The sequence below is a fragment of the Naasia lichenicola genome (genome assembly GCF_004801885.1).
GTDB classification, from domain to species: domain Bacteria; phylum Actinomycetota; class Actinomycetes; order Actinomycetales; family Microbacteriaceae; genus Naasia; species Naasia lichenicola.
Genome location: NZ_SSSM01000002.1, coordinates 149,549 through 161,437, shown reverse-complemented (window position 1 = coordinate 161,437; position 11,889 = coordinate 149,549). Strand labels below are relative to the sequence as shown.

Here is an 11,889-nt window from a genome sequence, read left to right as displayed (position 1 = left end):
GGGTCGGGTCCGATGAGGCGCTGAGCGCCGAGCGAGAGGGGAAGGCCATGCCGGTGCTGGTCCACCTTCGCGCACTCCTCACGGCAGCGATCTGCGTCGGCATCGCGGTGCTCATCGCCCTCAGTGGCGCACTGCCGGCGCAGGCGTACGACGAGGACACCATCGGCGGACTCGTCGACCAGGCTCGCTGGGACAACGGGCAGAACGGCCTCAACCGCAACGCCGCCATGGATCAGGTCGCCCTCGCCTGGGCGCAGCAGCTCGCGGCGAACGGCACCCTGTCGCACAACCCGGACTACTCCTCCCAGATCCCCGCGGGCTGGCAGGGTGCCGCGGAGAACGTCGCCCAGGGCTACGCGACGGGCGCGTCCCTCCACCAGGGCTGGATGGATTCGCCCGGCCATCGCGCCAACATCCTCGGCGACTACACCGACATCGGCATCGCACTGATCGAGGGCGGCGGCACGACCTGGGCGGTCGAGGTGTTCGGCAAGTACCCGGGCAGCGTCGGCCCGGCGGCGCCTGCTGCGGCCCCTCCCGTTGTCACTCCACCGTCGGCGACGCCATCCTCCGCGGCGCCCGTCGATCCTTCCCCAGTGGCGACCCCGCAAGCTGCCGAGGGCCAGGCACCGCCCACTGCCTCCGTACCGTCCGCCGCGGCGACTCCAGATCCGTCAGCGGCCCCGACGAGTCCGGAGGAGCCGACGGGTGCGGCTGCCGGTGCATCTGATCCACCGGTCGCGCGGCAGGCTCCGGCCGTCGCTCTGACAGCGGAGGACGGCGCTTCGGGACTCGCCGCCCCCATCCTGATCCTCGTGGGGGTGGGTCTCGCCGCGGCCGTCGCTCTTCCCTTCGTCCCGCTGCTGCTCCGTCGTCGAAGGGAAGCGAAGGAGGGAATCTGAAGTCCGAATGCCAGATTGCCGAAAGACGACCCTGATCAGCTGTCCGGGTACCGTGGACCACCCGTCGAGGGGCTCTTCCATTGGCGCGACACACCATGCCGCCCTAACCTCGAAGGGTGAACGACACCACAGGCACGACCGCGCGCACGACGATCTTCCTCGGCGACAGCCTCACCGAGGCCGGCAACTGGGCTGAATGGTTTCCCGATGCGGGGGCGGTCAACCTCGGGGTGGGCGGCGACACCACGGAGCTCGTCCTCGAGCGGCTCGAGTCGGTCATCGAGCAGGCGCCCGGCACGATCGTGCTGCTGATCGGCACCAATGACCTCGCCTGGCGACGCCCCGTCGAGCAGACCGTTCGCAACATCGAGTCCATCCTCTGGAAGATCCACCACGAGCTGCCCGAGACCCGCGTGATCGTGCAGTCCGTCCTGCCGCGTGACCGCGAGCTCGCGGACCTCGTGCGCGAGATCAACATCCACGTCCGCCAGTTCGCCCCGACGGTGAAGGCCGAGTGGGTCGACCTCTGGCCGGAGCTCGCCGAGGAGGATGGCGAGATCAAGCCGGAGTACAGCGACGACCGCCTGCATCTCAACGACGCGGGCTACTCCGCCTGGGTGGCCCAGCTCCGCCCGGTGCTCGAGAGCGCCTGAGGCGACGACGTCCGACTGTCCTGCAGCGGCCCGGCCTGAAGCGGTCAGGCCGCGGAGATGGCCAGCTCGAATTCCCGCAGCGCATCGTCGCTGAACAGCACGAAGCGCACCAGGTCGAACGCGTCGGGGCGCTGAGCGATCGTCTCGCGCACCGCCCGCACGGCCACGCGGGCCGCGTCGTCCATCGGCCAGCCGTAGACGCCGGCGGAGATGGCCGGAAACGCCACGGTCCGTGCGCCGAGGTCGGCGGCCACGTCGAGTGAGCGCCGGTACGCGCTCGCGAGCTGCGCGGTCCTGTCCTCCCGAGTGGAGTGCACCGGTCCGACGGTGTGGATGACCCAGGTCGCCTGCAGGCGTCCCGCGGGAGTCGCGACGGCGTCGCCGGTGGGCAGTCCGTCGGCGAGCGCTCCGGCTCGGAGGGCGCGGCAGGCGGCCAGGATCTCGGGTCCGCCGGCTCGGTGGATGGCGCCGTCCACACCTCCACCGCCCAGCAGGCTGCTGTTCGCGGCGTTGACGATCGCGTCCACTCTCTCCCGCGTGATGTCGCCGCGGATCGCCTCGAGCGTCGTCTCGGTCATCGGGGTGCCTCCTGGGGCGATTCGGCTTGCGGCGGCACCTCGGGTGCGGCGCGCGACTGGTCGTGGACGACATCCGCCATGCCCCGGATCTGAGCGGGTCCGACGCGGCAGCAGCCGCCGATGACCGACGCCCCGCCATCCAGCCAGTCGCGGACGAGGGTATCGGGGAACGCGGCGCTGCCGAGCCAGGTGCGGTTCGTCGCGTCCCATCCCTCTCCGCTGTTCGGATATGCGACGAACGGGAGGTCGGTCGTCTCGCGCGCGATGCGGAGCGCGTCGGAGATCTCGGCTGGTGCGCTGCAGTTGACGCCGATCGCCAGGACAGCCGGGAAGGATGCCGCGATACGGAACGCGTCCGCCATCGATTCCCCTGACCGCAGCCGCCCATCGTGCACCGTGATGCTGATCCAGCCGGGGGCGCCAGCCGCGTCGAACTCGGCGGCGACCGCCTGCACCTCCGCGAGGCAGGGGATCGTCTCCGCGGCCAGCAGATCGGCGCCCGCGGAGGCCAGAGCGGCGATGCGCGGGCGGTGCCAGTCGCGCAGCTCGTCGACCGACATGCCGTAGTCCCCGCGGTACTCCGAGCCGTCCGCGAGCATCGCACCGTAGGGGCCGACCGACGCCGCCACCCACGCCTGCCGATCGGCTGCCGCAGACCGGGCGAGGTCGACGCTGATGCGCATCAGTGCAGAGGCCTGTGTGGCGTCGATGCCGATCCCCGCGTACCCCTCGAAGGTCGACTGGTAGGAGGCGGAGATCACGATCCGAGCTCCCGCGTCGACGAATTCGCGGTGGGCGTCGGCGATCACCTCGGGGCGCTCGGCCAGCAGACGAGCGGACCACAGGCCGCTCGAGAGATCGTGCCCATGCGCCTCGAGCAGGGTGCCCAGGCCGCCGTCGAGCACGATCGGACCCGATGCGAGCGCGCGGAGCAGCGTGGCCGTCGACATCAGCGGCTCGAGAGCAGGGTCTCGTAGAAGTCGATGCCCCGCAGCCAGTTGACGACGCGGATGCGCTCGTTCCTGGCGTGCAGGGTCGCGCGGTCGGCGGCGTGCAGCTCGAACGGGGTGAAGCGGTAGACGTGGTCGCTGATGGCGGTGAAGTGGCGCGCGTCGCTCGCGGCCAGCATCGTGTACGGCGTCGCGATGGATTCCGGATAGACGGTGGCCAGCGCGGCGGAGATCGCCTCCCAGGCGGGCCCGGTGCTCGGAGAGATCGGCGACGGCTCGCTGGGGTGGAGGACCTCGATCCGAACCCCGTCGTCGCGGATGGCGCGACGCACGTGGCGCAGCACCGAGGCGACGCTCGAGCCGATGCCGATCCGGATGTTGACGATCGCCGACGCCTGCTCCGCCAGCACATTGGCGCCGTCGCTGCCGTGCAGCTCCGTGACGGCGGCGGTCGTGCGGACCATGGCGCGGGTCTCGTTGCCCAGGGCGCTGAAGAGGACGAGGACCAGGGGCTTCGTGTAGCGGAGGTTGCGCAGCAGCCAGCCCTGGGGTCCGCCGCTGTTGGCACCGAGCACTCCGATGAAACCGGCGCTCGCCGCATTGAGACGCGCGGGGAAGGGCGATCGGGTGAGCCGCGTGATGGCGCGGGCGAGGCGCGCGGTCGCGGTGAGCTTCGGGGGAGTGGAGGCGTGGCCGCCCGCCTCGTCGACCGTGAGCCGCAGGCTGGTGATGCCCTTCTCGGTGACGCCGATGACGGCGAGCGAGCGGTCGACGCCCTTGACGAGGCCGGGCTCGACCACGGCGCCGCCCTCGTCGAGCACCAGGGCGGGGCGGATCCCTCGCGAGCGCAGCAGCTCGACGATGGCGCGGGCACCCGTGCCTGCGGTCTCTTCATCGTGTCCGAAGCTGAGCAGCACGTCGTGCTCGGGCTGGAAGCCGGCCGTGGCCAGACGCTCGACCGCCTCGAGGATGGCGACGAGGGCTCCCTTGTCGTCGATAGCTCCGCGCGCGTGGATGACCCCATCGATGAGCTCCGCGGCGAACGGCGGATGCTGCCAGCCCTCGTCGGAGGCCGCGACCACGTCGTAGTGCGCCATCAGGACGGTGGGAGTCGTCGAGGTCGCGCCCTCGCGTCCCGGCCAGCGGTAGAGCAGCGAGTGTCCGTCGACGGTCTCGCGCTCGAGGGACGCGTGCAGTGCGGGATAGAGGGCGGGCAGGGCTACGACGAAGGCATCGAAGGCGGCCCAGTCGGTGGCATCGCGGTCGAGCTTCGAGACAGTGGGGATGCGCAGCAGCTGACGGAACCGCTCGACCGCGGCGTCTTCGTCTGCAGTGATGCTCACATCAGCACTGTAGTAACGGTCGCCCTGTCGGAGGCGAGGGTCAGAAGGGCCGCGGGTTCGTAGTGCTGATGATTCGTTGGTCGAGCAGGTCGCGCAGCGACCGGATCGAGGCCGTGGGTGGGCTTCGACACGGGCGCTGTGCGCCCGGCTCAGCCACCGGATGGTGGCCACTAGTCGGTGGCTGAGCCGGCCCAAGGCCGTGTCGAAGCCCACCCTCGACATCCCGAGGGGCGATGACTTCGCCGCGGCCTCGTGGAGGCACGGATCGGGGTCCCCGTCATAGAGTCGACTCATGCGGCTTATCGCTCGGGTCGGGCTCGTCACTCTGGCTCTCAGCGTCGGATCGGGTGCGCTGCTCGCGGGTCCGGCGATCGCCGCTCCAGCTGATCCGGTCGCGGCGGTGAGCGTGCTGAGCGACGCCGCTCAGACGGGGTCGCCGCGCGGTGTCAACGACTTCGAGTTCTCGTCCTTCGCCGCCGACTACTACCTCGATCGCGACGACGACGGCCGTTCCACCCTCACTACGGTCGAGTCGCTCACCGCCGTCTTCCCGGACGCGGACCAGAACCACGGCATCGCCCGCGCGCTGGTCGAGGACTACCAGGGTGCGCCGACCGACCTCGACATCGTCTCGGTCACCGATGAGACGGGTGCTCCGCGCAGCTACGAGACCGAGAGCGACGACGGCATCCTCCTGGTGACGATCGCCGACGACGACTTCGTGCACGGCAGCCAGACCTACGTCCTGACCTACACGCAGCACAACGTGACGCGATACTTCGCCGACACCGATGACGACGAGTTCTACTGGGACACGAACGGCACCGAGTGGGGGCAGCCATTCGGATCGGCGGTCGCCTACGTCCACATCCCGGCCGAGCTCGCGGCCGCTGCCACGGGCAAGAGCCTCTGCTTCCAGGGCGTGCAGGGAGCCCAGACTCCCTGCACGATGGATCAGCTTCCCGGATCGCCGACCGCCGTCACCGCGCCCGAGGGAACCGCCCCCGAGGGAGCGTCCGACGACGGGGTCGTCATCGCGGGCACCTCCGAGGGGCTCGGTCCGGGGGAGAACCTGACGATGATCGTCGGCTTCGCGGCGAACACCTTCGTGCCGCGAGACGACTCGATGTTCGCCGGCCCGGCTGGCTTCGTCTTCGTGCTGGGCATGCTCATGCTGCTCGCGGGCCTGGTCTGGGCGATCGCCTACCGGGTCACGGCGCTCCGCGACGCGCCGCGCCGCCCCGTGATCGTGCCCGAGTACCTGCCGCCGGCCGCCCCCGAGATCCTAGTCAGCGCCGTCCTCCTCGGCAGATCCACGAGGGCCGTGGCGTCCACCCTGATCGCCTTCGCGGTGCGCGGCATCGCTCGGATCGTGGACGGAGGGAGCAGCTTCTGGGGCAGGACGAAGTGGAGCCTCGAATACGTCTCCGCCGACGGCGCTCCGAGGATGGGCAGCGGCCCCAAGGGGGTCGTCGGACTCGAGCGGACCCTCGCCCACTCCTTCTTCGGCTCGACCTTCGAGCCCGGCGAGCGCGCCGACCTCAGCGCGCCCGACTCGGCTCGCGGCCAATCCATCGCCGGAGTGCTGCGTGAGGCGAAGGCGGCCGCTCTGTCCCGTGGCTATCAGCGGACCGGACCGCGGGGGCAGATCGTCGGCATCACCCTGATCTCCCTGATCGGAGGCATCATCGCCGTAGGCGCCGCCTTCTACCTGCTTGCGAACGCACGGGGCGGGGGAGTGCCGGCTCTCGCCTTCCTGCTCGCGGTGGTCACGGCGATCGTCGTCTCCGTCAGCCTCGCCAAGCGACCTCTGACGGAGAGCGGCGCCGAAGTCCGCGACTACCTGCTCGGGGTCAAGATGTACCTCCAGCTCGCGGAGGCGGATCGGCTCCGCGTGCTGCAGAGCCCACAGGGATCGGAGCGGTCCGCGGTCGATCCGAGGGACGGCACGGCGGTCGTCCATCTCTATGAGCGACTGCTTCCCTACGCGGTGCTCTTCGGCATCGAGCGCGACTGGATCCGTCAGCTCGGCGCCTACTACGAGAGCACGGGAGCGCAGCCCGACTGGTACGCCGGCTCGGCCGCGTTCAACGCGTCCGCCTTCGTGTCGGGCATGGGCTCGTTCTCCTCGTCGACGGCCTCCGGCTTCTCGGGCAGCACCAGCTCGAGCTCGAGCGGAGGGTCCGGGGGCGGCGGGTTCTCCGGCGGGGGCGGCGGAGGGGGCGGCGGAGGAGGCGTCTGATCAGGCGCGAAGGTGCCGAGAGCGAAGGAAGCGTGGAAATCGGCCGCGGCCAGGTACTCTGAACCCGAACAGAGAAATCTCATGGTCGGACGGAGGAAGATTCCCATGCCTGTCGAGCGCACCCCGACCAGATCCCTCAGCCCCGTCGGACCCCGTCACGTCATCGCCAGTCGAGCAGATGTCGTCGAGCGGGATGGACGTCTGACTCTCGTCAACACGACCGCCTCGCCGCTCGAGGCGATGGTGGACGACCTCCTCTTCATCCGCGCCGTGCTCGATGGCGCGGGGATCTCCTACCTGCTCATCCGCGGCAACGACGCGCGCCCTGTGCTCGCGATCGACGCGGAGCGCTACGGCGACTTCTCCGAGGCGTTCGTCGAGGCCGCGCAGGCCGAGCCGTTCTACGCCGACACCATCCGCCCGAAGGACCTGACCCGTCGCGGCGCATCGATGCTGGCGGCCGAGGGCATCTCCGCGCTCAGCTCTCCCAAGCTCCTGCGTCTGTACCGTCCGCGGATCGACCAGGGCGGCTACCTGCCATACGGCGAGAACTCGGCCGTGCAGATCGAGCTCTGGTCGCGCGCAGGCGACGAGATGATCGTGCCGGTCGAGAACGCGCTCACCCGCCGCAGCCTGCCGATCGACGAGATCGTCGAGGTCACGGTCGAACGCTATGGACAGACGTGGCCGACGATCGCTCAGATGTTCGAGCCGCTCGCGACCGATGTCGACTTCGAGATCGACATCGTCTTCAGCTGGGTCGACGGCACCGACAAGGAGTGGCAGCGCGCCCGCGCCAAGCGGATGGAGAGCTACGTGGTCGGCGAGGGCGACGACAACGAGGCCCGCTTCCGTCAGCTCGACGAGCTGCGCTACGCCCTCCGCAGCGTCTACATGTACGCACCGTGGATCCGGAACATCTACATCGCGACCGACTCGCCGCGCCCCTCCTGGCTCGCCGAGCACCCGCGCGTGCAGATCGTCCGCAGCGAGGAGTTCTTCGCGGACACCTCCGTGCTGCCGACCCACAGCTCTCTCGCCGTCGAGAGCCAGCTGCACCACATCCCCGGGCTCAGCGAGTACTTCCTCTATTCGAACGACGACATGTTCTTCGGCCGTCCCGTCTCGCCGGACATGTTCTTCTCTCCGGGCGGGCTGACCAAGTTCATCGAGGCCACCACCCGCATCGGACTCGGCGACAACAACGCCGGGCGCAGCGGACACGAGAACGCGGCACGGGTCAACCGCCGCCTGCTCCAGGAGCGCTTCGGCCGGGTCACCACCCGGCACCTCGAGCACACGGCCGCGCCGCTGCGCAAGAGCGTGCTCGACGAGCTCGAGCGCACCTTCCCCGAGGACTTCCGCCGCACCGCGGCCAGCCGCTTCCGCTCTGCGGACAACATCTCGGTCACCAACTCGCTGTACCACTACTACGCGCTGCTCACCGGCCGCGCGGTGCAGAAGGTCGGCGCCAAGGTGCTCTACATCGACACCACCATGCGATCGGGCCTGCGCCGGATGAAGGGCATGCTCGGAAAGCGGAAGTACGACTTCTTCTGCCTCAACGACGGCAGCTTCCCCGAGGTCACGCCCGACGAGCGCGCCCGAAAGATGCGCGCCTTCCTCGACGCCTACTATGCGACCCCCGCGCCGTGGGAGCGCACTGCCGCGGCGCAGGAGCTGCCTCTGGAGCAGTCCGCCGGCTGACTCACCCGTCGGCTGGATGACGCATGACGAAGGCCCGCCATCCGATCGGATGACGGGCCTCCTTCAGCATCAGGCTCTAGCGCCGGGCGAAGAACCGCGACCTGAGCGGCCGTGCCTCGACGGGCTGAGGTGCAGGCGGCTGCACCGATCCCTGGGCGGGCTGCTGCACGGATCCGGCCGATATCGGCGCGGTCTGCGGCACCGTCGCGCGCACGTGGCGGTTGACGGGCGGCGGGATGAGGATGCCGGCCTCGGCGAGCAGCCGCTCGGTCTCCTCGGGCGACACGTACGAGACCTGCTCGTATCCGCCGATCGGCACCACGGAGTGCAGAACCGTCTCGTCGTAGACGTGCACGAGGTTGAACGCCTGAGCGCCGTCCTGCGCGCGAGTCCCGCCACGACGCACGGTCAGGTCCTGCGAGTAGCAGGTGGCCGAGGCGACGGAGACGGGGATGCCCGCGAACGTCGCGGTCGTCGAGTAGTGCAGGTGACCGGCGATGATCGAGCGCACATCCGATCCGCGCAGCACCTGGGCGAGGCGCTGCTGGTTGCGCAGCTCCACGGCGGTGGCGAGGTCCAGCACGCTGGGCACGGGCGGGTGGTGCATGGCGAGGATGGTGCCGTGCGGAGCCGGAGTGGCGAGGACCTCGGCCAGCCAGGCCAGCTGCTCGCGGCTGATGTCGCCGTAGTGGTGGCCGGGAACGGTCGAATCCAGGGCGATGACGCGGAGGCCGTTGACGTAGTGCACGCGGTCGATCGGCTCGTAGCTGGCCTGCTCGCCGAGCAGCTCCGTGCGGAAGTTGCTGCGATCGTCGTGATTGCCCATGCACCAGATGACCTCGGCGCCGATCCGTTCGGCGAAGGGCTCGATGATGCTGCGGAGCGTGTCGTACGCACGGGTCTCGCCCTTGTCGGCGAGGTCGCCGGTGAGGATGATCGCCTCGGGACGCTGGCCGGACTGCTCGAACTCGTCTGCGAGCCGGCGCAGCGTGGCGACGCTGTCGACCGTGGAGCCGTAGAGGTTCTCGTCGGTGCCGAGGAGATGGGTGTCGCTCAGGTGGAGCAGGAAGTGATCCGGCCGGGGGTGCTCCGCGATGCGGAGATCCGTGACTGTCTCTCGGTTCTGCAGCTGACGTTGACGATCGGTGAGTCTGTCACCCTCCGGATTCGGAGCAGTCATGCGACGCGGGCCTCTCTCTTAGACACGGCGACCAATGTTACGGGCATGTTACGGATAGTCAACCAAGGCGAAGCATCGTCGCTGCGGCCTGTCGGCATCCCGCGTGAGACGTCTATGTGAACAGACAGTGAACTCGTCCGCCGGTAGCGACGCGCGTCCCACTCCGGGGGGAGTCGCATTTCCGTCCGGCAGGAGAGAGGCCGCACGAACGGGAGGCATTCGCAGCCGTGGTGCGCTCGGATCGCCCTACAGTGCGTGTGCGGGACGGCCGCCGGCGGCCATGACCGCAACGGCTGCCGCCCGATGGCCGGCCGTCGCGGCGTCGATGCTCGATGCGCCGAGCGATCTGGCGGCGAGGAAGCCGGCGCTGAATGCGTCTCCGGCGCCCGTCGCATCGACCGCGTCGATCCGCGGCACGGTCGACACCTCCTGCACGCCGCGTGCGTCTGCCACGATCGCCCCGTCGCGCCCGAGGGTGAGGACCACCAGCGGGAACCTGTTGGCCAGAGCGCTCGCCACCTCCATCGGCTCGTGCCGCCCGCTCAACACCCGACCCTCGTCGAGATTGGGCAGGAGGATGTCCGTGCCATCGATGGCGCCGAGGAACGCGTCGACTCCGTAGTCCTGGAGATAGCCCGAGGAAGACGGATCGACCGACACCGTCAGACCGGCGGCGTGCGCTCGCGCGATCAGTGCGGCCCAGCCGGCCAGCGTGCGGATCGGCCCGCCGCTGAAGATGGAGTAGCCGCTGATGTGCAGGTGATCGGCGGCGGCGAGCATCTCATCGGTCAGCAACGCGGGCCCGGTCGTCCGGTTCGCGCCGCGCGAGGTCAGCATGGAGCGGGAGTCGCCGCGGGCGATCACCACGATGGTGCCCGTCGGCTCATCGCTCGCCGAGAGGCTCGCGCGGACCCCGTGCACGATCAGCTCGGCCGAATGCCGTGCGACGTCTCCCACGGCGACCGTGCCGACGAACTCCACTGCCGCCCCGAGGTAGCCGAGCCATGCGGCGACATTGGCTCCCGATCCGCCGGCGCGCAGCTCGATCACCGCATCCGTGTCGGTGTCCGGCCGGATCTCCGATTCCGGGCGCACGACGATGTCGTCGATGACGTCGCCGAGCACGAGGAAGCGGAAGCTCACAGGGGTCTCTCCTACTAGCCGGCGAGGGGGCCGTCGGATGCCGGTCTGCGGTCGATCATGCGGCCAGTGCGAGGGCGATCTCGCCGGCCAGCCGCACGTTGTTGCGGGCGAGGTCGAGGTTGACCTCGAGCGAAACCCCCTGCGATGCGTTGACGATGAAGCCGAGCAGGAACGGGGTGACGGCCTTGCCGCGCACGCCGGCCGCGGAGGCAGCGGCGAACGCCTCGAGCAGCACCCGATCGTGCTCGGCCGGATCCCACTGCTGCGCGAGCGGCACCGGGTTCGCGACGACCATGCCCGGTCGGCCGATCCGCGGAGCGTCAGGGCCCGCGGCGGCATCCTGGGCCCGGATGATCGCGGCGATCTCCGCCGGGCTGTCCACCCGCCAGTCGAGGGCGAGGTCCGATTCCGACAGCCAGAAGCGCGGGAAGACGTCCGTCCGATAGCCGACGACGGGCACGCTGAGCGTCTCGAGGCGCTCGAGGGTGGCCGGCACGTCGAGAACCGACTTGACTCCGGCCGAGACGACGGCGGTGGGGGAGGTGGCGAGGGCCTGCAGATCGGCCGACTCGTCGAAGGTCTCGGACGCGCCGCGATGGATCCCGCCGAGCCCGCCGGTGGCGAAGACCCGCACGCCGGCGAGAGCGGCGAGGCGAGTGGTCGCCGCGACGGTGGTGGCTCCGCTGCCGCCCCGCGCGGCGAGGATCGGCAGGTCGCGGATGCTCGCCTTCGTCATGTCCTCCTCGGCGATGCGACGCACGCCGTCGGAGTCGAGGCCGACCCGGGGGATGCCGTCCAGCACGGCGACCGTCGCGGGGGTGACGCCCATCCCGGTGAGGATCGCCTCGAACTCCCGTGCTGCCTCCAGATTGCGGGGGCGGGGGAGGCCGTGGGAGATGATCGTCGACTCGAGCGCGACGACGGGGCCGCCGCTTCGGAGCGCCTCGGCGACGGGATCGGACAGCAGCAGGGTGGGCGAAGTCACCTCTCCACCGTATTGGTCCCGGAACCCATCGGCCGACGAGGGGTGGTGCGCCAACCGTTGGTGGAGGAGGCCGCCTCTTCAGCGGGGTTCCGTTGGTCGAGGAGGCCGTCCACGGCCGTCTCGAGACCGGTTGAAGCGGCGCAACCGTTCTCGAGCCCCATACGCCCCCCCGACGGGCGGTCGAGCGGAGCGTGTGCACGCGATAG

Annotated in this window: 10 protein-coding genes; 4 read left to right on the top strand and 6 right to left on the bottom strand. The window is 70.1% G+C overall.

The window, feature by feature from the left end:
* The first annotated feature begins 47 nt into the window (after nt 1-47).
* Together E6C64_RS04985 and E6C64_RS04980 are read left to right on the top strand one after the other, a co-directional pair.
* The gene (locus E6C64_RS04985; RefSeq protein WP_136426538.1) at nt 48-902 is read left to right on the top strand and encodes a CAP domain-containing protein; all 855 of its coding nucleotides are present in this window, start codon (nt 48-50) and stop codon (nt 900-902) included.
* A 116-nt stretch (nt 903-1,018) separates the two neighbouring features.
* On the top strand, nt 1,019-1,555 hold the full coding sequence (locus tag E6C64_RS04980; protein ID WP_136426537.1) for a GDSL-type esterase/lipase family protein: 537 nt from the start codon (nt 1,019-1,021) through the stop codon (nt 1,553-1,555).
* A 44-nt stretch (nt 1,556-1,599) separates the two neighbouring features.
* Here the strand turns inward: E6C64_RS04980 and E6C64_RS04975 are convergent, their stop codons facing one another.
* From E6C64_RS04975 to E6C64_RS04965, 3 genes are read right to left on the bottom strand one after another with little or no spacing between them, the layout of a single operon-like run.
* The gene (locus tag E6C64_RS04975) at nt 1,600-2,133 is read right to left on the bottom strand and encodes an O-acetyl-ADP-ribose deacetylase (protein WP_136426536.1); all 534 of its coding nucleotides are present in this window, start codon (nt 2,131-2,133) and stop codon (nt 1,600-1,602) included.
* Nucleotides 2,130-3,083 (bottom strand): homocysteine S-methyltransferase, encoded by a 954-nt coding sequence (mmuM, locus tag E6C64_RS04970; protein ID WP_136426535.1) that lies wholly within the window; start codon nt 3,081-3,083, stop codon nt 2,130-2,132. The genes E6C64_RS04975 and mmuM overlap by 4 nt, the downstream gene beginning before the upstream one ends.
* Nucleotides 3,083-4,426 (bottom strand): M20/M25/M40 family metallo-hydrolase, encoded by a 1,344-nt coding sequence (locus tag E6C64_RS04965; protein WP_233255475.1) that lies wholly within the window; start codon nt 4,424-4,426, stop codon nt 3,083-3,085. Before E6C64_RS04965 ends, mmuM begins: the two co-directional genes overlap by 1 nt.
* A gap of 292 nt (nt 4,427-4,718) precedes the next feature.
* Here E6C64_RS04965 and E6C64_RS04960 point away from each other — a divergent pair, with 292 nt between their 5' ends.
* Nucleotides 4,719-6,668: a DUF2207 family protein gene (locus E6C64_RS04960; RefSeq protein ID WP_136426534.1), complete on the top strand. Its 1,950-nt coding sequence runs from the start codon at nt 4,719-4,721 to the stop codon at nt 6,666-6,668.
* A 105-nt stretch (nt 6,669-6,773) separates the two neighbouring features.
* Nucleotides 6,774-8,375, top strand: coding sequence for a stealth family protein (locus E6C64_RS04955; protein WP_233255474.1), 1,602 nt, complete (start codon nt 6,774-6,776; stop codon nt 8,373-8,375).
* A 76-nt stretch (nt 8,376-8,451) separates the two neighbouring features.
* Here E6C64_RS04955 and E6C64_RS04950 read toward each other — a convergent pair whose 3' ends face one another.
* From E6C64_RS04950 to E6C64_RS04940, 3 genes are all read right to left on the bottom strand, one after another.
* Entirely contained in the window at nt 8,452-9,555 is a 1,104-nt protein-coding gene (locus E6C64_RS04950; protein ID WP_136426532.1) for a phosphodiesterase, read from the bottom strand.
* 246 nt (nt 9,556-9,801) lie between these two features.
* Nucleotides 9,802-10,698, bottom strand: a complete 897-nt coding sequence (locus E6C64_RS04945) for a carbohydrate kinase family protein (RefSeq protein ID WP_158437740.1) — start codon at nt 10,696-10,698, stop codon at nt 9,802-9,804.
* Nucleotides 10,699-10,753: 55 nt separating this feature from the next.
* The gene (locus E6C64_RS04940) at nt 10,754-11,683 is read right to left on the bottom strand and encodes a pseudouridine-5'-phosphate glycosidase (RefSeq protein WP_136426530.1); all 930 of its coding nucleotides are present in this window, start codon (nt 11,681-11,683) and stop codon (nt 10,754-10,756) included.
* Between the last annotated feature and the right edge of the window lie 206 nt (nt 11,684-11,889).